Here is a 24927-nt window from a genome sequence, read left to right as displayed (position 1 = left end):
TGCTCTTGTCGGTTGGGAGAGACTTCGCTTCCCCCTCCCGCCATCGTATGCCGGGCATCCGCTTACCGCCTCGGGCGCCGGCGCGGCGGCTCAGCGGCCGACGAAGCGGGGCTCGCTGCGGGTGAGGAAGGCCTCGACGCCGATGCGGGCGTCCTCGCTCTGCATGAGGCGCACGAGTTCAGGCCCGAGCGCATTCTCTGCGGCCTCGTCGCCCTCACGTACGGCCAGGCGGGCGTTGGCGAGTGTCGCCTGCACGGCGAGCGGGGCCCGCGCCGCTATGCGCTCGGCGAGAGCCACGGCACGCTCGAGTTGCTGCCCGTGTGGCACAATCTCCTGCACGAGTCCCATGCGCAGCGCCTCGGAGGCATCGAAAGTATCGCCCGTGAGAATCCAGCGCATCGCATTGCCCCAGCCGGCCGCGCGGGCGAAGCGAATCGTGGCGCCGCCGAACGGCAGGATGCCCCGGGCAACCTCCACCTGCCCGAACGTCGCCGAGTCGGCGGCCACCACGATGTCGCTGGCCAGCATGAGCTCGATGCCGAGCGTGAGGCAGGTGCCCTGAACAGCCATCACCACCGGTTTCGACAGCTGTACGCCGTCGACCTGCCACGGGTTGATGCCGCCCTCCGGAACGACGTCGAGGCCATCGGGGCCAACATGAGGCACGACATCGGCGAGGTCGAGTCCGCCCGTGAAGTGATCGCCGACCGCGTAGACGACGGCAACCCGCAGTTCGGCGTCGCGCTCGAACTCGCCATAGGCCAGGGAGAGCTGGGTGAGTAGCTCATAATCTGCGGCGTTGCGCTTCTCGGGCCTGTTGAATCCGATGAGAAACAGCTGGCCGCGTCGCTCGGTGAGAATCTTCGATTCGCTCATGCCCTCGAGGCTACAGGCGGTCAGTGCCGCTCAGCCGAGCGGCGCGGTGAGGGCGCCGAGCACGCGCAGAATGACAGGCAGATCGCGGGCAGCGGCATCCGGTGATTCGGGTGCGAAGCCGGCAACGCACGCCCCGGCCAGTTCGAAACGGCTTCGCAGACTCCGCAGCAACTCGCACAACAGTTCGGGCTGCAGCCCGAACGGCTCGGGGTAGCCGACGCCCGAGATGGTCGCCGGATCGAGCACATCGAGGTCGACGTGAATGTAGACCGAGGTCGCGCCGGTGGATGCGACGGCGGCGAGCAGCGCATCCGGTTCGGCGAGCTCGTCGACCGACACCATGCGGATGCCGCGCTCGTCGATGAAGGCGCTCTCGGCGTCGTCGAGCGACCGTGTGCCTGCCAGAATCACGGCCTCGGCCGCAAGCCGTTCGCGGGGTGTGGCGGCGAGTCCGTCGGGAGCGTCCCCGAGAAGAGCCCGCAGCGCCATTCCGCCGAATGCCCCGGATGTCGACGACGCGGCATCATTCAGGTCACCGTGCGCATCGAACCAGAGCAGTGCCACGCTGCCCGGCTCGCGGGCCGCGACGGCGTGGGCAACGCTTGCCAGGTCGGCGCCGCAGTCGCCACCGATGGTGACAACGTCTCCACTGGTCTCGTGCAGTCTCGCGGCCGCCAGCTCGCGAATCGCCACGATCGACGAGAACCGGCGGATGCCCGTATCGAGCGATTCGCCCGCCCCCAGGGGCACATCGACAAGCTGGGTGGCCGAGCGTGGCAGATCACCGCGAATGGCCTCGGCACCATCGATGAGGCGCATGGCCCGCGAGGAGCCGGATCCCTGCCACTGGGGCACGACGAGAAAGGTAGCTGGCACGAGTTCCAGTATGGTCGGGAGCGTGCCGCGAGGCTACATGTCCCGGTAACGTTTGGCGGCGGCGACCGCCTCGCGCAACCCGACGGCGTCGAACGCGCCCGTGTATCCGGGAGTTTCGCGCTGGATGCGCCAGCCCTCGGAGAGCTCGCCGATGTCGACGACATCGAAGCCGAAGCTGTCGATGAGCGAGGCGACGGTGGTCTTCGCCTCGGCGTCGTTGCCGGCCACGATGAGCGCGCGTCGGCCCGGTGTGCCGGCGGGGGTGGCATCCGTGGTCAGATCTGCCGCGAAGATGTGGTTGAACGCCTTGACGACGCGGGAGGTCGGCAGGTGCGCCTGCAGCAGCTCAGCCGTCGTGCTGCTCTCGTCATCGAGCGCGGCGATCTGGCCGTCGCGCTGCGGGTAGTAGTTGTTCGTGTCGATGACGATCTTGCCTGCGAGCGGCTCCACCGGAACCGCGTCGATGTTCTTCAGCGGAATCGTGACGACCACTATCTCGCCGTCGCGCGCGGCCTCTTCTGCGGTCGCCGCGCGGGCGTTCTCGCCCAGTTCCGCAATGAGCTCGGCAAGAGTCTCGGGCCCACGCGAGTTGCTGAGCACCACCTCGTGCCCCTGTGCGATGGCAAGCCGTGCGAGTTGGCTGCCGATGTGTCCTGCTCCGATGAGTCCGATGGTTGTCATGTTGGTTCTAACCGCGGATGCCCGTCTCGTGTTCCCGACCCGTCGCATCCGTTCGCATCCCGCTGGCCATCTTCCGGTGAGGCGGCGTGAATCGACCCTCCCGCGGTCGGCGAAGGTCGATTCACGTCGTCTCACCGCGGTAGCGCGGCTCAGCGACCGGGGCTGTCAGAAGGCGGCGGCGTGGGCGGCGAGGCGGTCGAATGCCGCGTCGAGTTCGGGGTTCACGACCTGGCGGGAGGCATCGGCCAGATACCAGTCGACGATCTGCTGGGCGCCACGTACGAAGGGCACGGCCGCCCTGTATTCGGGCACGAGGGCCTTGATCTTGGCGTTGTCGAAGACCATCGAGCGCGCCTTGTCGCCCACCAGCCCGGGCCCGATCTCAGGCAGAACCTTCGCAATCGACTCGGATGCCACGTGCACGAGATTCGGCTCGACCCCGGCTGCGTGGGCGAGCCAGGTGTAGATCTGATCCCAGGTGGGCGCCTCGTCAGAGGTGATGTGGAACGCCTCGCCGAGCGCCTCCGGGCGGCCGAGCAGGCCCGTGAATGCCACGGCGAAGTCGGTGTTGTGGGTGATGGTCCACTGCGTGGTGCCGTCACCGTGCACGATGACGGGGGCTCCGCGCAGCATCCGGTCGATGTCGGTGTAGCCGCCGCTGGTGGGTATGGAGGTGTGGTCGTAGGTGTGTGACGGCCGCACGATGGTGGCCGGAAAACCGCGCTCGCGGTACGCCTCGACCAGCAGGTCTTCACAGGCGATCTTGTCGCGCGAATACTGCCAGAACGGGTTGCGCAGCGGGGTCGATTCGGTCACGGGCATGCGCGACGGAGGGGTCTGGTACGCCGAGGCCGAGCTGATGAAGACGTATTGCCCGGTGTGGCCCTCGAAGAGTTGTAGGTCGGTGGCGACATGCTCGGGGGTGAAGGCCACGAACTCGGCAACGGTGTCGAACTCGCGGTCGCCGATAGCGTCTCGAACCGAGTCAGGTGAGCGGATGTCGCCCCGCACGATCTGGACGTCGGCCGGCAGCGGTCGCTTGCTGGATTCGCCGCGGTTGAGCACCGTGACCTCGAGCCCGCGTTCGAGGGCTTCGGTTACGCAGGCGGAACTGATGGTTCCCGTGCCACCGATGAAGAGGACAGATCCTGCTGACATTCGGGCTCCTTTGGTCTGCCTTCATCCTAGGGAAGACCGCGCATGATGGTGGTCAGCCGGCACGCAGGTGCGCGAGCACCAATCCGATGGGGATGCTCGCGAGCAGCACGATGACGAGTGCGCGAAAGACCCAGACGGCCACGCCCGGTCTCGAACCGCGCAGCGCGATGAGGAACGCCGCGAGAGCAGCCACAAGCAGCAGGCCGCCTGCATCCACGACAAAGGGCGCGGCGAGAAGCGTGCCGATGATCACCGCGGCGTTGCCGAGGTTGAAGAGGCCGAGTTGCGCACCGCGCACGCGCGGCGAGGCGCCGCTCACCGCGAGGCGTTGTTGCAGGGCGCCGAGGGCGATCTGTGCGCATCCGGCGACGAGCACCAGGTAGGCGGCGAGCCAGGATCCGTGAGAGAGCGCAAGCGGGCCGGTAACCGCCGAGACGAGGCCGCCGGCGACGATGCAGGCGCCGCCGATGACGAGAAACGGCAGCGCGGGGGCCGAGGAGGCAGAGGAAATGCTCACGCCTTTAACTCTGGCGCAGCAGTTGCAGCCGGCACTCGTCGGGCTGGCGCATCAGGTACGTGACGTTGAAGCGACCGGGGGAGCGCTGTTCGATCTGCGCGAGAAGCGGTAACGGGTCGTGAGGGGCGATGAGTACCAGACCGGAGCCGGGCGCGATGGCCTCGAGCGCGCCGAAAACGGTCGCATGACGAATGGCGTGGGGAACCTCGCGCACGTCGAGCGTCGGAAAGTCGCTGTCGTCCTCGATGCCGCAGGTGCACAGGTGATCGCCGGCGTGAGCCTCCGTGCCCGGGCCGACGGATGCGACGGCGCCGCCCTCGGCATCCGTTTCGGTCAGGCGCGCCCAGAGCTCAGACAGCCCGGCATTCGTGGAGAATGCCAGGTACGGCAGCAGCTGTTCGGTCTCGGCCGCGAGGTGTCTGCCGAGTTCGACTCGCAGTGACACGGTGGTGACGCCGAGCTCGAGCGAGGCATCCGCCGTTTCGATCGCCTCGGCGGTCTCGCTCAGCTTCTGCACCTGCTGGAAGAGGGCCTGCACGAGCAGGCGGCTCTCCTCGGTGACACGCACGGCGGGGTAGAGCACCTCGGCCTCGCGGCGCAGGTAGGGCACCAGGGTGGAACGGCACCACGCCGTCAGGTCGGCCCTGGCCTTCTCGATGGCCGTCTGCTCCTGGCCGGTGACGGCGTCGAGAAGGTGGATGCTCTTCACCGCCAGCGCGCCGGAGAGCTCGGAGTGGCGCTGGGTGAGGGCATCGACCGCGGCCGCATCGGCCCCGTTCGCGGCGAGGACGATGTTGTTGTGCATGGCGGGAAACCTCTCGGTGGGTGCTATTTAAAGTATCATCCTGCGGTTTATTTGGGTAGCGGATGCGCGCCCGACGACCCCTCGACGCGCAGCCGCTCTGCTTTTAGCCTCGCGTGCAGTGCCCCGCGGCGACAGGCGTGGTCGCAGCCCTGGCCTTCGCCGCCACGGGCGCGAGCTCCTGGTTCGTGAGCGCATAACCTATCGCCTTACCGTCGGCGGATTTCGCAAAGATCACACCCGCAACCTTTCCGGAGAGCGTCAGCAGCGGTCCTCCCGAATTTCCCTGCTGCACGCGGGCGGCCAGGCTGTAGATCTGCAGGGGGGTGGCGGACTGCTTGTAGATGTCTTGCACGGCCGCGGTGGCAACGCCGCGCACCGCCGCCGGGTTGGACTGGAACGGCCCGCCGAGCGGGTAGCCGTCGAACACCGCCTTATCGCCCTCCTTGAGACTCCCGGCCAGCGCCAGGGGCCGTGTTGTCAGGGCGTCGGCCTTGATCACGGCCAGGTCGTGCGCCGGGTCGAAGTACACGACCTCGCCGGTCACGGTGCTGCCGTCGGATGCCTGCACAACAGGCTGCGTCACGCCGGCCACGACGTGTGCATTCGTGATGATGCGCCCCGGCGCCACCACGAAGCCGCTGCCGGACTGGGTCTGGCTGCACGCGTACGCGACGCCCGTGACCTTCACCACAGACTGCGCGGCAGCGATGAGTTGCGGCGAGCCGGTGTTGATGTTCGGTGGGGTGCTGGGCGCGTACGGCGAGGCGACGTCGAGCACGCGGCCGCTGGCATCCTGAACCACCAAAGCACGCAACTGCGCGAGCCCCAGCTGCACCGGCTGCGGCGTCAGTCGATTGATGCTTTGCAGCACGGCGGATGATCCGATCGCCGTGGAGAGAATCGGAACGCCGAGCGAACCCAGACCGAACGCCAGCATCGACATGAGCAGCGCGGCCACCACGACGTCGATGACGCCCCCGGCGATGCGGTCGACGATGCGCAGCGGGGTGCGGTCGACCCCGCGTCGCAGGATGCGCCCCACCGCGCTTCCGAGCGCGTGGCCGACCCCCAGCAGTATGAGCGCGACGAGCAGCACGAGCGGAACCCGCCAGGCGTCGTCGGCCACCCCCGCCACCACCAGCGGCACCACGAAGAAGGCGGCGACCGCCCCCGCGGCTATGCCGAGAATTCCGCCGAGGCTCAGCAGCAGGCCGCGGCGCAGCCCGTGCAGCAGATAGCCGACCAGAATGAGCAGAAGAACGATGTCGAGAACGAGCGAGGCAGACATCGGTACCTCCCTCATTCAGGCGGGCCGGATGCCCACAGTGACGAGACGGATCATAACTGTTTCGTTGTCGCACATGCTGGGGATTGGCCGGGCGGCTAGCGTGGATTCATGACAGTACGGCAGCTGAAGCGGCAGGAGGCTCGCCGCATCGCCATCCGCGCGCAACGGCTCGACGCCGATCGTCCGACGGATCTGCTCGAGCTCGTGAGGCACCTGACGTTTCTGCAGTTGGACCCGACCGCCGCCGTCGCGCCGAGCGCCGATCTGATTGCTTTCGCCAGGCTGGGCCCGTCGCACCAGCCCGAGCATCTGCAGCAGGCCATCGAGCGCGATCACACCCTGTTCGAACTGAAGGCACAGGACGACCCGAGGCAGCCGCCGTTCGCGATGATCCGACCGACATCCGATCTGGGGCTTCTCCTCGATTCGATGTCGACGTGGCCGCCCTTCGCGGCGCACCGTCGATGGCTCGAGGTGAACGAGCCCTTCCGGCGCGACGTGCTCGACCGACTGCGGCAGGCGGGCCCCCTGCTTTCGCGGGACATCGCCGATACGAGCGTGCAGCCGTGGGCGACCTCGGGCTGGTCAGACAACCAGAATGTCACCAGGATGCTGGAACTGCTGAACGGCCGGGGTGAGGTCGCGGCTGTCGGGCGAATCGCACGTCAGCGTGTGTGGGACCTCGCCGAGCGGGTGTATCCGGCGGCGATCGAGGTGGTGCCGGAGGCGCAGGCGAAGCTCATCCGCGACGAACGTCGGCTGCGCGCGCTCGGCATTGCCCGCCCCGGCGACGTCGGCGAGGCCGGTGAGCCCGCGCGCGTGGAGGGCAGCACGTTCGAGTGGCGCGTCGATCCGGATGCGACGGCCGCGGGCTTTCAGGGGCGCACCGCGCTGCTGTCCCCGTTCGACAGGCTCATCCACGATCGCATCCGCTCGCAGGATCTCTTCGACTTCGAATATCTGCTGGAGATGTACAAGCCCGTCCCGGCCCGTCGGTGGGGTTATTTCGCGCTGCCGATCCTGCACGGGGATCGCTTGATCGGAAAGCTCGACGCGGTAGCCGACCGCAAGGCCGGCGTGCTGCGTATCAACGCGATCCACGAAGACACGCCATTCACGCCGGATGCGACGGCCGCCGTGCACGCAGAGATCACCGAGTTGGCAACATGGCTGGGCCTCGACGTGGACGAGCGCGCCCTGACCGAATAGCTCCATACCCGGCACGACCTTGGGTTGACATCTCTCGGCGCGGTGGAGGTCCTGCAGATCATCAGGGAGCCGCTCACGGATCCTGCCGCGGGCGAGGTGCGAGTGAGAATCGAGGCGTTCGCGGTTAATCCCGTTGATGCGATGATGCGCTCGGGTCGCCTGCCGACGCCTGCCGACGCCTGGCTCGCCGACCCGCTCCCGCATCGGCGTCGAAGGTACGGGCGTCATCGACGCCGTCGGCCCCGGCGTGACCGCGCTGCAGGTGGGCGACCCTGTCATCATCACGGCGATTCCGGATGCCGTTGCCCACGGCAGCTACGCCGAGCACACCACGTTGCCTGCCACGGCGCTGCTGCCCCGACCCGCGGGGCTGGATGTCACGCAGGCGGCGGCGATCTGGGTCGGGTTTTCCACGGCGTACGGAGCGCTCGTCAAGACCGCAAGGATGCGCGCCGGCGATCGCGTGCTCATCGCCGGGGCATCCGGCAGCGTCGGGCGCGCGGCACTCCAGATCGCCCACCGTATCGGTGCGGTTCCAATCGCCATCACACGGGATGCCTCGAAGAGCGATGCGCTGCGTGCCGCCGGCGCTGCGGATGTTATCGTGACTGCCCGCGGCGATCACGGCCCCGCCCTTCAGCAGCGGATCGCCGGTGCGGGCGTCGACATCGTGCTCGATCTCGTCCGCGGTCCCGGGCAGAGAGATCTGCTGGCTGCGACACGCACCGGCGGAATTCTGGTGGCAGCGGGCTTCCTCGACCCGCGATCGGCGACGGTCGCCCCCGGCGACCGAGTCAGCGTCGTCGACTATCGCGGCTTCTCGAGCACATCGTCGACGCGCACCGACGCTTCGACCAGGGTCTGCACGAGGGCCGCAAGATCGTCGTGATGACGTACGCGCAGTGATACACCGCGCGAGACTAGAACATCTTGTCTTCCACGGGAAATGACACCGAGCAGGATGCGCGGCTGGTTAGAATCGGGTAGCCATGCTGTTGCGGAGTCTGCGCGTGGAGTTGCGTGTCACGAAAGACCCCGAGACTCGATGGTTGGAGTTCTCTGATGAACGAATTGCGTCCCCGATCGAGGCGCGGCTCACCTGGGATCGCCCGACACGGACGACTCCCGCGCCGTAACCCATGGCGGACACTCGGGAAGCTCATCGCTTCTGTTGCGGCTGTCGCTATGGTCAGCACGGTCTTGGTTGGTGCATACGCCGTATTCGACTTGGCGAAGGGCGCGAACAAGTCGGTGCACCTTGTCGGAGAGTCGAAGCAGCAGATTCCGGATATTGGCGCGCTCAAGGGTGGGGTGAACATTCTGGTCACCGCCACGGATACCCGTTCCGGACAGGGCGGCGTCTACGGCCCCTTGACGGACAGCTCCGGGGAAGGCAACAACGACACGACCCTGCTGCTGCACCTAGCGCAAGACCACTCGAATATGACCGTCGTGAGTTTCCCGCGCGACTTGATGATCCATATTCCGTCGTGCCCAATCCCTGGGGGTGGTTCGACATATGCGCAATCGAAGCAACAGATCAATACCACGCTCGCGACAGGCGGGCTGCCCTGCACGGTGCTGACGATCCAGGACCTCACTGGCATCAAGAGCATCCCGTTTGCCGGTGTGCTCAAGTTCAATGGGGTCGTAGCGATGTCGAACGCGATCGGCGGAGTGCCCGTGTGCATCGGCGGTAAAGGCATCGACGACCCAGCTTCGGACAATCTGCATCTCGCCCCGGGCATACATACGCTTCAAGGCCAGCAGGCGGCAAATTTTCTCCGCACCCGTGAAGGAGTTGGGGACGGAAGCGATCTTGGCCGGATCAGCAACCAGATGGTGTTCTTCTCCGCCCTCCTGCGCACCATCAGGAGCTCGGGCACACTCACGAACCCTGCAAAGGTCTGGGGACTGGCGAAGGCAGCGACCCAGAATGTCTTTCTCTCTGACCAGTTGAGTAACCTCACCACTATGTATCAGATCGCGATGGCGGTGAAGGACATCAACATGAACAATGTGGCTTTCTTGCAATACCCGTCGCTCGAGGATCCGGACAACCCCAATCGCGTGGTGCCGGATACCGCTGCGGCGTCCGTACTGTTCGAGGCGATCGCCAAAGATCAGCCCATCGCCATCACTGGCGGGACCGGCGCCGGTGACCAGGGATCCATAGTGAAGACGCCCAGCCCGACGTCGACGCCATCGTCGATGCCAACCAGTGGGAAGACGAGCACATCCAAACCCAGTTCGAGCCAGCCGCCGACCGTGCAACTGCCGGACTCGATCCACGGTCAAACCGCTGCGACGGAAACCTGCGCCAGCGGCACCGGCTGAGGACACAACTCGTCGCATCAATCGCTGCTAGTGGTGTCGATGGTCACTGAGAGTTTCGAAGGATCGTCCACCTCTGCACACATTGAGTTGGAGAGTAGGTCGAGGGCGCAGGTGAATGAGGATGAAGACTTTGTGTGCTCCCCCGGAGCGCTCTGACCGGAACAGGCACGGGGACGGCGCTAACGCTTCATGGACAAACTGAACAGCGTCGCGGTGCGCCGACCATGACAGGCCCTAACAGAATCATTTGTCCGAACTAGGTGGCACAAGTCCGAACTAGGGTGTCACGTGACAAAAAGTGTGACGTGACAATCTAGTTCGGACAAATTGTCATCGCCGGACAGGCGGAATCACGCGGATTTCCAGTTTGAAGTGGGGGCGAGTTTTGCCAACATACTTCGGACAAGCGGCTCCCGATCTCACTATTAGCCACACGACGTTCGGTGGACAGGGCCGTCGCGTTCGTTGCCGGACCAACGTTGGTGGGCTGTTGGAGGCATCAGAAGAAATGTCGCAGCCGCTTACTCAAGCGCGACGGCCGCGACCGGTGGGCTGTCGACGATCGATGCCTGATGTGAGCACCCGCCCGGGACGGCGGAGGTGAACGTCGCCAGGTTGGCTCCATTTTCGTTCGTCGTGAACTGCGAAGCGGACTGAGCGAGATCCAAGGGGTAACCGATGCTGGTATTCAAGGTGAATGTTGCTCTTCCGCCTGGAGGAATAGCGTTCGGCGTGCCGTTCTTCCAGGTTCCAGCAAATGGAACCAGCCTGTGCCCTTTGTCGTCCGTAGCCCAGCCGCCTGGTGGGAAGCTAATCTGAACCGTCAGATTGCTATGGTTTGTGACTAGTCCAGCTGCGAAGCCGAAATAGGCGGGTGAGTGCGGGTCCCCGCTGACGTTTGCGAACCACCCGGATAGGACGCTGAACACCACTTGGCCGGTTGGGCATGCTGGCGCTGGCGCTGGCGGGGGAGGCTCAGGGGCGGCGGTGCGCTTAGGTGCAGGCAGCGGTCGCAGCGATGGCGCTGAGACAGATGCGGTCATAGACGGGCTTCCTTGCACATATAGCGTGACGATGCTGCCGCGCTGAGCTTCACTTCCTGGAGCGGGAACCTCCCGTTTTACTTCCAGAGTCTCCGGATTGCTCAAGTCGACAGTTGTCGCATCCGACGCCAACAGTTGAGCGTGCAGTCCGGTCACCTCGATGAGTTCGAGTGCAGTCGATGCCACGAACCCGATCGCGTCAGGAATCGTTACGGTTGCTATCGGCAGCGCGCCGGATTCTCCTTGCTTCACGTTGTTCGGCGCGCATCCACTCAGCGAGAGCGCCATCGCCGCCGCAACGATAACGCAAGAACGCAACGCAGAAAACATGGGGATACCTCAGTTAAGGATCATAGCTGGTCAGGAATTGCCCGACAATGTTTACGGGCGGAGACTGCGGCACCATTCAGAGTTGTCACCAGCGATACATATACGGCTCGCCTCTGGGTACGAGGTCGATGGCGAGTGTGCAAACCATCAGCCGCTCACCCCGATCCGCGCGAGGTCTCCGTCCTCTACGCCCAGCGGGTGGCGATCTCACCCGAGGTGGCGCGGAATCACCCTTCGAATGGCAGGGGAATCTCGAATAGCGCACGACTCGAGCAATAAATGGGCTCGGCGGGGGTCAGCTGACTAAGTGGGCGACTGGCTCTCCTGCAAGGAACGACTGGATGTCTGCCATTGCCATCGCGATGCCTCGATGCTGTGTCTGCACGGTCGCCCCGCCCAGATGCGGTGTGAGAATCACGTTGGGCAGCACTGCAAGCACCGGCCATAGCCCGTTCGGCTCGCATACGTCGAGAGCGAGACCGGAGATGCGACCGCTCGTCAATCCGTCAACGAGTGCCTGCTCGTCGACGAGGCCTTCGCGTGCGGTGTTGATGAACACCGCGCCCGGCTTCATCGCCATGACGAAGTCGGAGTCGATGAGGTGGTGCGTCTCCGGCGTGTATTTGGCATGGATGCTCACTACGTCGCTGCGCGCAGCCAGGTCTGGGAGATCGACCAGTTCGACTGTGCCTGTCTCGCCGAGGAAGTACGGGTCGTGGGCGACGACGGTCATTCCGACAGATTCTGCTTCGCGCGCGACGAGCTTGCCGATTGCTCCGTAACCCACCAGTCCGATCGTGAGGCCGCGCGGCTCGCGCGCAATCCATTTGCCGCCTTCGAATGTGGAATCAAGGTGGGTCTCCCCGAGGCGAGCGCGCTCCTTGACCGAGTTCTGGGCTGCCATGACCCCGCGGAGGAGGGCATGAATGTAGACCAGAGTCAGGTCGGTTACGGACTCTGCGTTCTTGCCGGGGGTGTTCGTGACGACTACGCCGAGTTCTCGGGCTGCTGCAACGTCGATGTTCACCGGGCCACCGCGCAGACAAGCAACCATCCGCACGTGTGGATGGGCTTCGAGCAGGGCTCGCGTAACGGGGGCTGCATGCACGACAAGCACGCTTTCGTCTGTCAGCCACGAGCTGATGACGTCGGGGGAGCCTTGATATTCGCGGATTCCCGTGAGTTCCGGCCGGTCATCCGGGTTGACGGCGCGGAACCGCAGTTCGAGGTCGGGTGCGAGCGCATTGAGTGGGGCCATCGCGTCGACGGTCATGTAGCCGTCCCCGATGACAAGAGCTGCTTTCGACATCTGTGTCTCCTCCTGGGGCAAACAGCAGTCTATACACACATCGGTTCAGGGCATGAGCATATGCTCACGGCCTTGATTCCCTTATGATTCAGTGCAAGAGACGAAGGAAACCTCATTGGCCCAGATTTATGGAGCATCCCGCGACGTAGCGGACGCCGAACGCGAGAAACTCGTCAGAGTTGCCTGGTATTACTACCGTGACAATCTGACCCAAGCGCAGATTGCTGCTCGCCTTCACGTTTCTCGTCCGACGGTCGCCCGTTTGCTCGAGCGGGCTCGATCGACGGGAATTGTGACCATCGAGATCGCGACCTCGGGAATCGGCGGACTGGAGTTGTCCCAATCGATCAGGGATCGATTCAGTCTCGACGAGGTGGTTATCCTCCCTCAGCCGGGCGAGGCGCTCTCTGGCGAGATCACGAACTCGCGACTGGGCCACGAAGGCGCGCAATATCTGCGACGTTATCTGACGCCGGGGGCGATCATCGGAGTCGGCTGGGGCGACACTGTGCTCCGAAGCCTGCTCGCCCTGACGCGGGCAAGCCTCAACGGAGTGACGTTCGCAACACTTACCGGCGGCATCGAGGCCTACACGCGCCAGGTGAGCGGCGCGACCAATAATGGCATCTCGGATTTTATCCAGTTCATTCCTGCACCGCTTATGGCATCGACCCCAAGGGTCGCGACAGCGTTGCGATCGGAACAGGCCGTCACGAGCGTGCTTGAAGCGGCTCGCCGGGCGGACGCCACCATCATCGGGGTGGGCGCCGCACTCGCAAGCGCAACGATTATGCAGAATGGCATAGTTAAAGAAGAGCAGATTCGAAGTTACCAAGCGGACGGTGCAGTCGGAGACATTATCGGGGAGTTTTACGACCAGTCGGGGCGCGTGCTTGCAACAGACCTGCAGAAAGTGCGGGTGGGCATTGAAATCAGGGAACTTCGCTCGATGAAGAACGTCATCGCGGTCGCCGGGGGTTCGGATAAGACAGAAGCCATCTTCGGCGCCCTCGCGGGTGGGTACGTGAACGTCCTCATCACCACCGAAGACGTCGCGCGCAGACTCGCAGAGATGTAACTTTCGTCGCTTCCGCAGGTAGGGCCATTGTCTCCGTGTGAACATATGTTCATTCTCTGAGCAGATGTTTGACTGTCTGCGAAGATCTTGTTAGCGTCAGCCTGTCGATGACGATGGTTCGCCGTGTCCAGCAGGACCAACCGGCTGTCAGCAGAAGGGCCTGTTCAACAGTGACGAACAGCGAAAGTAATCGCAACGCGGGATGTTCTCCGCGACTCAGGATCAATGGCGTCTCCAAGAGTTTCGAAGCCGTCCACGCCCTCACAAATGTCAGCTTCGACCTCGCGCCTGGCGAGATTCATGCCCTCGTCGGAGAGAACGGTGCTGGTAAGTCGACCCTGGTCGGCATCATCACGGGTCTACTCGAACCCGACACAGGCGACCTGCTGCTCGACGGCGAGGTCGTGCGCTTCCGTAGCCCGCTGGAGGCTCGTGCTGCTGGGGTGGCCGCTGTCTACCAAGATCCCAATCTCTTCCCGCATCTGTCGATCGCGGAGAACATTTTTACCGGCCAGTACCCGACGCGGTCTGGCTTTGTCCGTGCTTCGACCATGCGTGACAAAGCGCGAGAACTTCTTAAGCGTCTCGATTTCGAGCTTGATGTTGACGCTCTCGTCGCTGGATTAACGGTTGCGGAATCGCAATACGTCGAGATTGCACGCGCTCTCTCGTCGGATCTTCGACTCCTCATCCTGGACGAACCAACGAGTGCCCTCACTCCTGGGGAAGCGAGCAAACTCTATGAGGTCGTACGCCGCCTCAAGTCGGAAGGCACGACGGTCGTCTGGATCTCGCATCGGATGGAGGAGGTGCGCATCCTCGCCGACACGATCACCGTGTTGCGTGACGGACAGCACGTGCAGACCTCGCCTGCGAACGAACTCGACGACGTGAGCATGATCAAACTGATGGTTGGGCGCTCCGTCACGCTCGAAGCCGTCGCTCGCGAAGACGCACTCGGCTCCGCTCGGCTCTCGGTCTCGGGCCTCAGCCTTGCGGGCACCTTCGATGACATCAGCTTTGATGTGTATGAAGGCGAGATCGTCGGAGTCGCTGGACTTGTCGGATCAGGACGCTCGGAGATCGCCCAGGCCATTTTCGGGATGGGCGCACACCCATCCGGAAAAGTGCGTGTGGACGGCAAGCTCGTCTCACCGAAGAGTCCGGGACAGATGAGCGCGCTGGGCGTCGCGTACCTTCCCGAGGACCGGGACGCCGACGGGGTGATCTCGACCATGTCCATCGTTGAAAACGTAGCCCTGCCTAGCCTCAAGGGGCTCACGCGCTTCGGATTCATGCGCCCGTCCCGTGAGCGCGAGCTTGCGGTCCGGCAGCGCACCGATCTCAGCATCAAGGGACTCATCTCGGATCTCGTGAGTTCGCTTTCGGGAGGGAATCGCCAGAAGGTGGCACTTGCCCGTTGGCTTGCTACCAACCCGAAGGTTCTTCTGCTCGATGAGCCGACGCACGGCATTGATGTCGGCACGAAGGCCCAAGTGCACACCATCATGCGCGACCTTGCTCGCAAAGAGCGACTCGCGATCCTCATGATCTCCTCTGACCTGCCCGAAATTCTTGCTGTGAGCGATCGCATCCTCGTCATCTCGCGCGGTCGCCTCGTCGCCGACATCGACATTGCCGATGCAAACCAAGAGAACGTTCTCGCCGCGGCGACCAGCAGGAAAGCTGAAGTCACCTCATGACCGCTTTTACCCCCGTGAGGAGGAGGTTCAGCCTCTCCGGCGGCAGTGCAGCGCTTCGTGTGCGCTTCCTCGGCGTCGTTGTCTTTCTCGTGATACTCGTTGTCGTCTTCAGCGTCCTGTCGCCGAGCTTCTTCACGCTTGGGAATGGCCGCAGCGTGCTGTTCACCGCAGCGATTCTTGCGATCGCCGTGGCCGGCCAATCGCTCGTCGTCCTGACCGGTAACCTCGATCTGTCGGTCGGTTCGATCATGGGCCTCACCGCCTATGTCGTCTATGACTTGGCTGGCAAGAACGACGGCCTGCAGCCCTTCGTCGTGTTCATGGCAATTGTGATCGGGGCGCTCCTCGGGTTCATCAACGGGATCCTCGTCACCGTTTTGCAGATCCCGTCGATCGTTGCCACGCTCGGAACACTCTCGATCTACCGCGGATTCGTTTCTGTCTATGCCAACGCAACCGAGGTCACGAGCGGCACCTTGCCGCCTTGGATGAGCACGCTGGCAAAAACGATCTGGCTCGGACTACCCGCGTATGTCTGGATCTCTGCCGTTATCATCGCCATAATCGCGATCGCTTTGGCGAAGCTACCATGGGGGCGCAAGCTTTATGCCTACGGATCGAATCCGAAAGCAGCACGGTTCTACGGCCTGAACAGCACCCGTATCGTAATCGGCGCATACATGGGCGCGGGTATCATCGCTGCCGTTGCAGGACTCCTGCTTGGCGCCCAGGTAGGAAATATTAACTCCCTGCTTGCCAATGGAATCGAGTTGCAGGTGCTCGCGGCCGTCGTTATCGGCGGTGTCAGCATCTGGGGCGGTTCGGGAAGCGTCATCGGCGCGGCCATCGGAGCTGTTGTGCTTGCCACCATAAATAACGGCCTCGTGCTCCTCGAGGTGCAGGAATTCTACCGATTGCTCATCCAGGGCGCGGCGATCATCGCGGCCGTGTGGGTCGACGCGATAGTGCAGCGCAGGGTCGTCGGGAGCGGCACCCGTCGCCGCATCATGGAGGTCGAGTCATGAGGTCCAATATCCGCCGGTATAGCTGGGAACTTCTGCTTGTCGTCCTCATCGTGCTCGCCGGTATCTGGTCGAGCTTCCTTTCGCCGTACTTCCTCGATCCGGTAAACCTGCTGAGTTCGGCAGGGTTCTTCGTGATCTTTGCGCTCATGGCTTTCGGACTGTTCCCAATCATCCTGCAGGGCGAGATCGACATCTCGCTCGCGTCGACCCTCGCTGTCGGAAGCGTGCTTCTCGGGCGATTTTCACAGCTGGGAATACCACTCGCAGTGGCGCTACCACTCGTTCTCGTGATCTGTGGGCTCCTCGGCGCACTCAACGGAGTACTGGTGGCCGTCGTTGGACTTCCGTCGCTGGCGGTCACTCTCGGCACAATGGGCGCATACCGGGGCATCGCTTATCTCTTTGCCGGGGATGCCGGTGTGACCGGCATCCCACCGAGCTACGTTTCGCTTGGTTCAACATGGGTAGGCATCGTGCCGATGACAGTCGTCCTCGCCCTCGTGGTCGGTGTTGTCTTCGCTGTGCTTACCGTGGCGACGCGATTTGGTCGCAACAGCTATGCCATCGGCAACAACGCCAGCGCATCCCGGATGGCCGGGCTTTCCGTCTCTGCCTCGCGCGTCGGCGCCTATACCCTCGCGGGAGTGGCGAGTGGACTCGCCGGCTATGTCTGGTTGGCTCAATACCAGTCCGCACGCGGTGACAACGCCGATGGAAGCATCCTCTTTGTGCTTACCGCCGTTGTTCTGGGTGGTGTCTCCATCAAGGGCGGCTCCGGGCGCGCGCTTGGCGTCTTCCTCGCAATTGTGCTGCTGGGAACAATTCAGATCGGGATGAAGCTCGCGAATGTCTCTGGCACCAGCCAGACCCTCGTAATCGGCGCGCTGCTCGTGTGCAGTATCGGGGTTCCGCGCGTCATCGACATCGTCCGCAAGAAGATCGCGGCATCAAGACCTGCGGTAGGCGTCGAACCGGACGTAGTGCGAGAAGAGGCAGTGCACTAGCCCGATTCGTCAATTCAGTACCTGCAGGAAAACCCAAGCGCTGCATACGCGGTGTATCACCACAGAGAGGTCAACATGTTTACACGTACTCGACAAGGACGTCGCACGGCAATTGGGATCGCCGCTGCCGTCGCAACCATCATCGTCATGGCCGGATGTTCCTCCACCGCGCCTACCAGCGGGTCTGGTGGAACCCCCACCGGTAAAGACATCAAGATATTCATGGCTCCCAAGTTCACTGGCCTCGCTTACTTCGAGGTGGCGCGCAAGGGCGGTGAGGCAGCAGCCAAGGACGAGGGCTTCACTTTCAACTACATCGGATCCGATAAGCCGACCGCTACCGATCAGATTTCGACGCTCACCAATGCGATCCCGCAGAAGCCGGCAGCGCTCGTCGTGAGTGCCATTGACGGCGACGCCGTCGCTCCCTCGCTCAAATCGGCTCGCGCAGCAGGTATCAAGGTCGTCACCTACGATGCCGACTCTGCCGTCGATGCTCGTGACCTGTTCGTCAACCAGCTTGATTACCAACTCGCCGCAGAGACGATGCTCAACGCGGCGCTGCTTGACTCGCCGGATGGCGGCCTCGTTGCCTTCATCTCGGCAGCGCCGACGGCTGTGAACCACGCAGCCCACGTGAAGATCATGAAGCACCTGATCGATACGGACCCGAAGTACTCGAAGTTCAAGTACATCGACACCGTGCAGTTCGCGGGTGACGACGCCCAGAAGAGCCAGGACATCGCGCTGAACCTGATCCAGGCGAACCCGAGCCTCAAGGTCATCATTTCGTCATCGGCGGTATCCGCCCCCGCGGCGGAGCAAGCGATCGTCAACGCCGGTCTGCAGAAGAAGGTCTTCGCGACCGGATTTGCCCTTCCGAGTTCCGTGAAGGACTTCATCAACAAGGGCGACGCGAAGGCATTCGCCATGTGGGATCCTGCCGAGCTCGGATACATCGCAACGACTGCCGCGTATCAGCTTGCGACTGGCAAGATCACGGCAAAAGAAGGCCAGGTTGTCGATGCAGGAAAGCACGGCAAGTACACAGTCGGCAAGGATGGTGAAGTGGACTACAACAAGCCGTTGATCTTCACCAAGGACAACATCAGCAAGTACAACTTCTAGGTGATATCCGGAGCAGCGGGCGCCGCAGTACGGCGCTCGCTGCTCCTTTCTCGAAACATGAACGGATCGAAATGGCTCGCTACTCGTTGGGGATCGACTATGGCACGAGCTCATGCCGCAGCATTCTTGTCGACCTCGAGAACGGTGACGAAGTCGTCGAAGCGGTGTATCACTACCGCTCAGGTGAGGGTGGCGTCATCATCTCAGCGACAGATCCAAACGTTGCACGGCAGGACCCCCGCGACTACCTCGATGGGCTCAGAATTACCATTTCCGACGCACTCGCTTCGGCCGCCGCGAAGATCGAGGGTTTTGATCCATCGGACGTGGTCTCCATCGGCTTCGCCACCACCGGCTCCACCCCTCTTCCCGTCGACTCTGACGGCCAGCCATTAGCGTTCCACCCGAACTTCGCCGGAAACCTGGCAGCATATGCATGGCTGTGGAAGGACCACACCTCACATGTCGAAGCGAGCGCCATCACGGCGACCGCACGGCGGATGCGTCCCGACATGATCGCAGCCTGTGGTGGGACTTATTCGGCCGAGTGGTTCTGGGCCAAGATCTGGCACTGTCTCAACATCGCACCTGACGTCTTCGCTGCCGCGGAATCCTGGGTAGAACTGTGTGACTTTCTCGCTGGCGAGCTCACCGGAACATCGAGCCCCGCGGTCTTGAAGCGCAGCATCACTGCTGCCGGGCACAAAGCGCTTTATGCGGACCGCTGGGGAGGCCTTCCGGACATCGAGTTTCTTACGGCACTCGCTCCCGAGCTTGCAGAGGTTCGGTCGCGCCTTTACGACGTCGCCTACCCGACGACAGAACTTGCCGGACGGGTGACGCCGGAGTGGGCGGAACTCACAGGACTTCAGGCCGGTACGCCGGTCGCCGTTGGACACTTCGATGCGCATGCCGCAGGTGTTGCGGGCGGTGCCAGAGTCGGCACCTTCGTCAAGGTCATGGGCACCTCCACTTGCGACGTCACCGTCATCGACGAACCTGCGAACGGTGTGTACCCGGTGATCGAGGGCATGTGCGGGCTATTCGATGACTCGATGCTGCCAGGCAAGATTACCGTCGAGGCCGGCCAGTCTGCTGTCGGAGACATCTTCAACTGGTTCGCCGACAAACTTGCGGGCCGCCCGAACGTCGACGTAGCACTCTCCGACCTCGGCGCTCAAGCGGCCGCGCTCGCCCCAGGCGAACACGGTCTGCTCGCCCTCGACTGGTTCAACGGCAACCGATCGATCCTCATCGATCAGAGGCTTTCTGGATTGATCGTCGGCCTGACGCTTCACACAGAACAGCACCACATCCTGAAGGCGCTCGTCGAAGCGACCGCGTTCGGTGCGCGCCGCATCGTGCAGTCCATCGAGGATGCCGGCGCACCGCTCGATCGAATCGTCGCGGCTGGCGGGTTGCCGAGCCACGCGCCCTGGATAATGCAGACATACGCGGACATCTTCGGCCGCCAAGTGATTACAACAAGAACGACGCAGGGCAGCGCCCTCGGCGCCGCAATCGTCTCCGCCGTCGCAGCCGGAGAATTCCCGTCCATAGAGGCCGCCCAAGACGTCCTCGTGCATTTCACCGACCTCGTCTACCGACCCGATGCCGACCGCGCTGCAAGCTATGACCGCCTGTACGAGCAGTTTGTCAGCTTGCACGATAGCTTCGCGGCAGACGGCGCGCTCGGCAGCGTTATGAAGTCTTTGCTCGATCTGCGCGACAAGAGTCTGAGAGGGATTGCGACCTCATGACGGAGTCGACGATCATCACAGAGACCCGATCGACAGTCGCGGCACTTCATTCCGAACTCGTGCGTTACGGCCTCGTGATGTGGACGGGAGGCAACATTTCTGGTCGCGTCCCCGGGACCGATCAGTTCGTCATCAAAGCGAGTGGAATTGACTACCAGAACCTCACTCCCAACAACCTGATCCTGTGCAACCGTGACGGCACGGTCGTCGAAGGTAGCTCAGGCAGCGACGGTAGACCGTCAAGTGACACTGCAGCCCACGCCTACGTCTACCGCCACATGCACGAGGTAGGCGGCGTAGTGCACACACATTCGAGCTATGCGACCGCTTGGGCGGCGCGGGGTGAGGAGATTCCCTGCGTCATCACGGGCATGGCCGATGAGTTCGGCGGCCCGATTCCGGTCGGTCCGTTCGCCATCATCGGCGACGAGTCGATTGGGGAGGGGATCGTCGCGACTCTCCGCGGGCACCGCTCGCGAGCGGTCCTCATGCAGAACCACGGGCCGTTCACGATCGGCAAGGATCCGAGGGATGCGGTCAAGGCGGCTGTGATGGTCGAAGACGTCGCGCGCACGGTGCACATTTCCCGCCAGCTTGGTACACCTCTGGCAATACCCGCCGCGGCAATCGACACGCTGTTCAACCGGTATCAGAACGTTTACGGCCAAGAGCCCCAGGGCAGCCTTTTCGTCGACTGAACTCAGCGCGAGTGCTCGTCGCGTAGCTCAATCAGATGCCGGCCGCTGCTGGCTCCGAGGTCGACTGCGGTGACTGAGACTCCCGTTGTGGCGTCAGCGGAGGAAAGCCGCTGCGACACCCGAGTCCACCGGGATGTTGAGGCCCGTGGTCTTCGCGAGGTCCCCACCTACGATCGCGACGACGGCGGCCGCTACGTCTTCGGGCACGACCTCGAGCTTGAGCAGCGTGCGCTGCGCGTAGTACTCGCCCAGATCCTCCTCTGCCACACCGTAGACCTTTGCGCGGCTCGCTCCCCAGCCGCTCGAGAAGATGCCAGAACCTCGCACGACTCCATCCGGGTTGATTCCGTTGACCCGTATGCCGTGCCCACCCAGTTCTGCGGCGAGCAGCCGAACCTGATGGGCCTGGTCTGCCTTGGCGGCGGAGTATGCGACGTTATTCGGCCCGGCGAACACTGAGTTCTTCGAGGAGATATAGACAATGTCGCCTCCAAGCGACTGCGGCACCATCACCTTCGCGGCTTCTCGCGAGACCAGGAAGGCACCGCGCGCCATGACGTCGTGCATTAGATCCCAGTCTGCAGTTGTGGTCTCGAACAGCGAGGCGCTTTTCGAGAGACCCGCGTTGTTGATAATCAGGTCCAGCCCTCCGAACGCGAGAAGCGCGTCGCCTACACCGGTGGTGATCTCGCTCACATCGCTTACGTCCATGCGAATGGGGATGGCGACATCTGAGACCTGCGTGGCTCCAGTGGCGGCGGCGATTTCGTCACACACGGACACCGCATTTTCGTAGTTGAGGTCGCCGATGACCACGCACGCGCCTTCTGCTGCGAGTCGCAGGGCGATCGCCCGGCCGATGCCGTGACCGCCCCCGGTGACGAGCGCAATGCGCGTTGCGAGCGGCTTGGGTTTGGGCATTCGCGCGAGCTTCGCTTCCTCGAGTGACCAGTACTCGATCCGGAACTTCTCCGAGTCGGGGATCGGCTTGTAGCTTGAGAGGGCTTCAGCTCCACGCATGACGTTGATGGTGTTGAGAAAGTACTCGCCGGCGACGCGAGCGGTCTGCTTGTCTTTGCCGTAGCTGAACATGCCCACGCCGGGTATGAGCACGATTGCTGGGTCGGCCCCGCGCATAGCGGGAGACTCGGGCGTTGCATAGGCCTCGTAGTACCGACGGTATTCTTCCCGGTATTCTTCATGCAATTCGCTGAGGCGTGCGACGGTTTCATCGAGACCGGCTGTCGGGGCGAGGTCGAGAACGAGGGGACGTACTTTTGTGCGAAGGAAGTGGTCGGGGCAACTCGTGCCAAGAGCAGATAGCTCCTCGAACTTCACCGAGGACATGAATTCGAAGAGTTCGTCGGTCTGATGGAAATGGCCCACCATCGGTCGGTCGGTTGACGCTATGGCGCGAAGGGTCGGGGCGAGTTCGATGGCGCGAGTGCGCCGCGCGTCTGCATCGAGAGGACCGAATTCCTCACGCGCGCCGCCAAACGGCATCGCGGTTCGGTGCTTGGCGATGTAGGCCTCGGCCGCCTCGATGATGGTCAGTGAGTTGCGCTCGCACTCTGCTGACGTGTCGCCCCACGCACTGATACCGTGCCCCCCAAGGATGCAGCCGATCGCTGCGGGATTCGCTTCCTTGATCGCCGCGATGTCGAGCCCGAGCTGAAAACCGGGCCGGCGCCACGGCACCCAGACCACAGCGTCTCCGTAGATCGTGTTAGTGAGCGCCTCGCCGTCGGTGGATGTCGCAATCGCGATCCCGGCATCCGGATGCAGGTGGTCGACGTGGGCCGCCTCAACCAGCGCGTGCATCGAAGTGTCGATCGATGGTGCGGCCCCGCCCTTGCCGTACATGCAGAAGTCGAAGGCTGCCACCATCTCATCTTCACGATCCGGCCCGGGGTAGACCGCTTTCATCTTGAGCACACGGTCTCGCCGAAGCACCGCAAGGCCCTTCTCCTCGAGGGTGGCAAGGTCGCCTCCGGAGCCCTTGACCCAGAGCAGTTCGACCTGCTCCCCGGTCGCTGGATCGGTCACCGTACCCTTGGCCGACGTGTTGCCACCCCCGTAGTTGGTGTAGCGCGGATCTGCGCCAAGCGCATGGCTCCGCCTAAGCAGGTCGGAGACAGAAGTGTGCTGCGAGTCGGTCATGCGAGGCTTCCTGTGAGAGCGGTGAGATCAGTGCTGAGCGATCGATGCGACACCGCGCAATTGCGCGTCGATAAACGCTCTGGCCTGCGTCGCGAGATCCATGCTGTCGTCCCAGAGATCACGCCAGATCGCTAGAGTCGTCGACAGCTCCGGCATGACGACTTTCGACGAGAAACTCTCGAAGGTGATCGGACCGGAGTAACCGATGGCCGAGAGGCCACGGAACAGGCCGCCGAAATCAACGCTGCCGCTGCCCAGGTAGCCCCGGTGGCTCTCTCCGACGTGGACGTATCCGAGTAGATCTGCGCACGCGAGCACAGCGCTGTAGTTATCGGGTTCCTCGATGTTCATGTGGTAAGTGTCGAGGTGTATGACGAGGTTTGGGCGATCGACCTCACGCACATAGTCCACGGCCTGGCGAGCGGTATTGAGCAGGTTCGACTCGTAGCGGTTCACGATCTCCAGCCCGAGCGTGACTCCTGAATCCGCCGCCTCGTCGCAAAGTCCGCGAACAGCGTCGATCGAATTCTCACGCCCCTTCTCCGTGACGGGCGCCGCATACTTGGCGAGGGCACCGTAAAGTACCCCGCCAACGTAAGTGGCACCGAAATCACGAGCAACTTTGAAGGCTTCGCTGAGCTTGGCGCGCCCGGCAGCGACACGGTCCGGGTTCTCACTGCTGACATCGGTTTCGAGAGCCAGACCGAGAGAAGCTGTCGCTTCCACGTCGAATTCGTCGAGCAACCCGCGCGTCATTCTGGTATCGATGCTTGCCGGGTTCATAAGCAGGATCTCGATGATGTCGTAGCCAGCCTGTTTCGTCGATTCAATCGAGAAACGAGCTTCAGGCTCAGACCAGCCTCCGGCCCAGACGAGGCCATGGGCCCCGATCTTGTTGGGGTATGACGTCATCTGTCGCTCCTTTGAGAACCGGAAGAGGGCTGCTCACTCCCGAGGGGATAAGCATGCTTCGGTTCCCAAGCGTAGGAGCGGGCGAGCGATTGGTCAATCATATGCTCATAGCTTGAACATATGATCACGGGGTCTGTGAGGGCAGAGGAGATAGTGCTAGCTCCGGCAGTGATATCGCGAGACGCGGGTGGCCAACCATTCCGTGCATCGGCGTCCATTCGTAACCAGACGGCCGGTTCCCAGTGCCTCAATGCAATGCTTTTTTCACTACGCAGCGTGGAGGTAGACGAGCACTCGGTCTTCTTCGGGCATTGAGGGCAGCTCTTGGATTGGCGACGATTCTGGACGGTTTGTGGGTGGTCTGCTTGTTTATCAGGCACTTCCACCAGAAGACGTGGTCGCTGGCGAACGTGTCGCTTACGTCCGTCGGGTTGCGCTCGGGGCGGAATTCCAAGACCAGAAGTGGTTCGACGGTGGCGAGGTCGTTGTCGCCGGTGCTGAACTTTCGGCTGGTGCAGATGTTGCAGCGCTGGCCGGTGGTGGCCTTGTCGAGTCTTGCCCGATACTCGTGGCTACCTTCACAGAGCCGCCACACTTCCCGTCGTTCGCCGTGGGTTACGTGGGCGGGTGTGAGGCTTCCGTTCAGTGACGTGGGGGAGCGGCGTTCGGACCACTCGTCGGCCCACATGGCCGCCTGCTCGGGGTGGGTGATCAGTAGGCAGTTCACCCCGGGGCGGACGGTGCGTGTGGAGCAGACGGGGCAGCGGTAGTTGTTTTTGCGATAACAGGTGCGCTGACGAACCAGTCAGAGTCCGTGATTGGGTTTCACTGGCTTGCGCTTCGGTCTAAAGCCAGATGCAACCAATCCGGGCTCGAGAGCGAGGTTTCGTGGCAATGCGAGGACTTATCACGCACTTTTGTCCGAACTAGGTGTTCTTCCCACGGAGGTTGTGTGCGTGGCGTGAGCTAAAAAGGTGAGGACCTCCGGTATCGATTGGGTTACCACACTCAAGTCGACGCCACGGAGGCC

Annotated in this window: 22 protein-coding genes; 10 read left to right on the top strand and 12 right to left on the bottom strand. The window is 63.1% G+C overall.

The features are described 5' to 3' along the window. Nucleotides 1-90 precede the first annotated feature (90 nt). The 7 genes from ASC63_RS00105 to ASC63_RS00075 all read right to left on the bottom strand — a co-directional run bounded on the left by ASC63_RS00105 (nt 91) and on the right by ASC63_RS00075 (nt 6201). Entirely contained in the window at nt 91-876 is a 786-nt protein-coding gene (locus ASC63_RS00105) for a crotonase/enoyl-CoA hydratase family protein (protein ID WP_055808594.1), read from the bottom strand. Between the two features lie 30 nt (nt 877-906). Beyond that, nucleotides 907-1752: an arginase family protein gene (locus ASC63_RS00100; RefSeq protein WP_235491678.1), complete on the bottom strand. Its 846-nt coding sequence runs from the start codon at nt 1750-1752 to the stop codon at nt 907-909. A gap of 33 nt (nt 1753-1785) precedes the next feature. Then, the gene (locus ASC63_RS00095) at nt 1786-2481 is read right to left on the bottom strand and encodes an NADPH-dependent F420 reductase (RefSeq protein WP_157487524.1); all 696 of its coding nucleotides are present in this window, start codon (nt 2479-2481) and stop codon (nt 1786-1788) included. A gap of 117 nt (nt 2482-2598) precedes the next feature. After that, the gene (locus ASC63_RS00090) at nt 2599-3591 is read right to left on the bottom strand and encodes an SDR family oxidoreductase (RefSeq protein ID WP_055808588.1); all 993 of its coding nucleotides are present in this window, start codon (nt 3589-3591) and stop codon (nt 2599-2601) included. Between the two features lie 52 nt (nt 3592-3643). Continuing rightward, nucleotides 3644-4108: a hypothetical protein gene (locus tag ASC63_RS00085; protein ID WP_055808585.1), complete on the bottom strand. Its 465-nt coding sequence runs from the start codon at nt 4106-4108 to the stop codon at nt 3644-3646. 4 nt (nt 4109-4112) lie between these two features. Further along, complete coding sequence (locus tag ASC63_RS00080) at nt 4113-4913, bottom strand: DUF2249 domain-containing protein (protein WP_055808583.1); 801 nt, start codon at nt 4911-4913, stop codon at nt 4113-4115. A gap of 103 nt (nt 4914-5016) precedes the next feature. Beyond that, on the bottom strand, nt 5017-6201 hold the full coding sequence (locus ASC63_RS00075; protein ID WP_055808582.1) for a MarP family serine protease: 1185 nt from the start codon (nt 6199-6201) through the stop codon (nt 5017-5019). A gap of 108 nt (nt 6202-6309) precedes the next feature. On the opposite strand from ASC63_RS00075, the gene ASC63_RS00070 reads away from it, so the two are divergent. The 3 genes from ASC63_RS00070 to ASC63_RS00060 all read left to right on the top strand — a co-directional run bounded on the left by ASC63_RS00070 (nt 6310) and on the right by ASC63_RS00060 (nt 9747). After that, a complete protein-coding gene (locus ASC63_RS00070; protein WP_055808580.1) occupies nt 6310-7410 on the top strand; it encodes a DNA glycosylase AlkZ-like family protein in 1101 nt (366 codons plus the stop codon). A gap of 247 nt (nt 7411-7657) precedes the next feature. Then, nucleotides 7658-8299 (top strand): zinc-binding dehydrogenase, encoded by a 642-nt coding sequence (locus ASC63_RS00065; protein ID WP_200936692.1) that lies wholly within the window; start codon nt 7658-7660, stop codon nt 8297-8299. A 296-nt stretch (nt 8300-8595) separates the two neighbouring features. Beyond that, on the top strand, nt 8596-9747 hold the full coding sequence (locus ASC63_RS00060; RefSeq protein ID WP_235491677.1) for an LCP family protein: 1152 nt from the start codon (nt 8596-8598) through the stop codon (nt 9745-9747). A 521-nt stretch (nt 9748-10268) separates the two neighbouring features. Here ASC63_RS00060 and ASC63_RS16155 read toward each other — a convergent pair. Further along, complete coding sequence (locus ASC63_RS16155) at nt 10269-11120, bottom strand: hypothetical protein (RefSeq protein WP_157487523.1); 852 nt, start codon at nt 11118-11120, stop codon at nt 10269-10271. A 295-nt stretch (nt 11121-11415) separates the two neighbouring features. Next, nucleotides 11416-12429, bottom strand: coding sequence for an NAD(P)-dependent oxidoreductase (locus tag ASC63_RS00055; RefSeq protein ID WP_055808576.1), 1014 nt, complete (start codon nt 12427-12429; stop codon nt 11416-11418). Nucleotides 12430-12544: 115 nt separating this feature from the next. On the opposite strand from ASC63_RS00055, the gene ASC63_RS00050 reads away from it, so the two are divergent. The 7 genes from ASC63_RS00050 to ASC63_RS00020 all read left to right on the top strand — a co-directional run bounded on the left by ASC63_RS00050 (nt 12545) and on the right by ASC63_RS00020 (nt 20825). Continuing rightward, nucleotides 12545-13507, top strand: a complete 963-nt coding sequence (locus ASC63_RS00050) for a sugar-binding transcriptional regulator (RefSeq protein WP_162242857.1) — start codon at nt 12545-12547, stop codon at nt 13505-13507. A 107-nt stretch (nt 13508-13614) separates the two neighbouring features. Continuing rightward, nucleotides 13615-15210 (top strand): sugar ABC transporter ATP-binding protein, encoded by a 1596-nt coding sequence (locus tag ASC63_RS00045; protein ID WP_200936689.1) that lies wholly within the window; start codon nt 13615-13617, stop codon nt 15208-15210. Continuing rightward, complete coding sequence (locus ASC63_RS00040; protein WP_082486920.1) at nt 15207-16235, top strand: ABC transporter permease; 1029 nt, start codon at nt 15207-15209, stop codon at nt 16233-16235. The genes ASC63_RS00045 and ASC63_RS00040 overlap by 4 nt, the downstream gene beginning before the upstream one ends. Continuing rightward, nucleotides 16232-17239: an ABC transporter permease gene (locus ASC63_RS00035; protein WP_055808569.1), complete on the top strand. Its 1008-nt coding sequence runs from the start codon at nt 16232-16234 to the stop codon at nt 17237-17239. The genes ASC63_RS00040 and ASC63_RS00035 overlap by 4 nt, the downstream gene beginning before the upstream one ends. Nucleotides 17240-17314: 75 nt before the next feature. Next, the gene (locus ASC63_RS00030) at nt 17315-18367 is read left to right on the top strand and encodes an autoinducer 2 ABC transporter substrate-binding protein (RefSeq protein WP_055814507.1); all 1053 of its coding nucleotides are present in this window, start codon (nt 17315-17317) and stop codon (nt 18365-18367) included. Between the two features lie 71 nt (nt 18368-18438). Further along, a complete protein-coding gene (locus ASC63_RS00025) occupies nt 18439-20127 on the top strand; it encodes a ribulokinase (RefSeq protein WP_055808567.1) in 1689 nt (562 codons plus the stop codon). After that, entirely contained in the window at nt 20124-20825 is a 702-nt protein-coding gene (locus ASC63_RS00020) for an L-ribulose-5-phosphate 4-epimerase (RefSeq protein WP_055808565.1), read from the top strand. Before ASC63_RS00025 ends, ASC63_RS00020 begins: the two co-directional genes overlap by 4 nt. A gap of 93 nt (nt 20826-20918) precedes the next feature. On the opposite strand, the gene ASC63_RS00015 is transcribed toward ASC63_RS00020, so the two are convergent. The 3 genes from ASC63_RS00015 to ASC63_RS15920 form a co-directional block, all read right to left on the bottom strand. Continuing rightward, nucleotides 20919-22985, bottom strand: a complete 2067-nt coding sequence (locus ASC63_RS00015; protein ID WP_055808563.1) for a bifunctional rhamnulose-1-phosphate aldolase/short-chain dehydrogenase — start codon at nt 22983-22985, stop codon at nt 20919-20921. Between the two features lie 27 nt (nt 22986-23012). Next, nucleotides 23013-23897: a sugar phosphate isomerase/epimerase family protein gene (locus ASC63_RS00010; protein ID WP_055808561.1), complete on the bottom strand. Its 885-nt coding sequence runs from the start codon at nt 23895-23897 to the stop codon at nt 23013-23015. 247 nt (nt 23898-24144) lie between these two features. Beyond that, nucleotides 24145-24585, bottom strand: a complete 441-nt coding sequence (locus ASC63_RS15920) for a zinc-ribbon domain-containing protein (RefSeq protein ID WP_082486917.1) — start codon at nt 24583-24585, stop codon at nt 24145-24147. Nucleotides 24586-24927: the final 342 nt, after the last annotated feature.

The organism is Leifsonia sp. Root112D2 (assembly GCF_001424905.1).
Classification (GTDB): domain Bacteria; phylum Actinomycetota; class Actinomycetes; order Actinomycetales; family Microbacteriaceae; genus Root112D2.
This window is presented reverse-complemented; position numbering and strand designations above follow the sequence as displayed.

What these genes read in the sequence shown, in the direction of transcription:
- ASC63_RS15920 (WP_082486917.1), bottom strand. Translation starts at nt 24,585, where the DNA reads ATGTGGGCCGACGAGTGGTCCGAACGCCGCTCCCCCACGTCACTGAAC.
- ASC63_RS00010 (WP_055808561.1), bottom strand. Translation starts at nt 23,897, where the DNA reads ATGACGTCATACCCCAACAAGATCGGGGCCCATGGCCTCGTCTGGGCC.
- ASC63_RS00080 (WP_055808583.1), bottom strand. Translation starts at nt 4,913, where the DNA reads ATGCACAACAACATCGTCCTCGCCGCGAACGGGGCCGATGCGGCCGCG.
- ASC63_RS00030 (WP_055814507.1), top strand. Translation starts at nt 17,315, where the DNA reads ATGTTTACACGTACTCGACAAGGACGTCGCACGGCAATTGGGATCGCC.
- ASC63_RS00025 (WP_055808567.1), top strand. Translation starts at nt 18,439, where the DNA reads ATGGCTCGCTACTCGTTGGGGATCGACTATGGCACGAGCTCATGCCGC.
- ASC63_RS00070 (WP_055808580.1), top strand. Translation starts at nt 6,310, where the DNA reads ATGACAGTACGGCAGCTGAAGCGGCAGGAGGCTCGCCGCATCGCCATC.
- ASC63_RS00105 (WP_055808594.1), bottom strand. Translation starts at nt 876, where the DNA reads ATGAGCGAATCGAAGATTCTCACCGAGCGACGCGGCCAGCTGTTTCTC.
- ASC63_RS00035 (WP_055808569.1), top strand. Translation starts at nt 16,232, where the DNA reads ATGAGGTCCAATATCCGCCGGTATAGCTGGGAACTTCTGCTTGTCGTC.
- ASC63_RS00020 (WP_055808565.1), top strand. Translation starts at nt 20,124, where the DNA reads ATGACGGAGTCGACGATCATCACAGAGACCCGATCGACAGTCGCGGCA.
- ASC63_RS00015 (WP_055808563.1), bottom strand. Translation starts at nt 22,985, where the DNA reads ATGACCGACTCGCAGCACACTTCTGTCTCCGACCTGCTTAGGCGGAGC.
- ASC63_RS00040 (WP_082486920.1), top strand. Translation starts at nt 15,207, where the DNA reads ATGACCGCTTTTACCCCCGTGAGGAGGAGGTTCAGCCTCTCCGGCGGC.
- ASC63_RS00075 (WP_055808582.1), bottom strand. Translation starts at nt 6,201, where the DNA reads ATGTCTGCCTCGCTCGTTCTCGACATCGTTCTTCTGCTCATTCTGGTC.
- ASC63_RS00090 (WP_055808588.1), bottom strand. Translation starts at nt 3,591, where the DNA reads ATGTCAGCAGGATCTGTCCTCTTCATCGGTGGCACGGGAACCATCAGT.
- ASC63_RS00055 (WP_055808576.1), bottom strand. Translation starts at nt 12,429, where the DNA reads ATGTCGAAAGCAGCTCTTGTCATCGGGGACGGCTACATGACCGTCGAC.
- ASC63_RS00045 (WP_200936689.1), top strand. Translation starts at nt 13,615, where the DNA reads ATGACGATGGTTCGCCGTGTCCAGCAGGACCAACCGGCTGTCAGCAGA.
- ASC63_RS16155 (WP_157487523.1), bottom strand. Translation starts at nt 11,120, where the DNA reads ATGTTTTCTGCGTTGCGTTCTTGCGTTATCGTTGCGGCGGCGATGGCG.
- ASC63_RS00060 (WP_235491677.1), top strand. Translation starts at nt 8,596, where the DNA reads ATGGTCAGCACGGTCTTGGTTGGTGCATACGCCGTATTCGACTTGGCG.
- ASC63_RS00095 (WP_157487524.1), bottom strand. Translation starts at nt 2,481, where the DNA reads ATGCGACGGGTCGGGAACACGAGACGGGCATCCGCGGTTAGAACCAAC.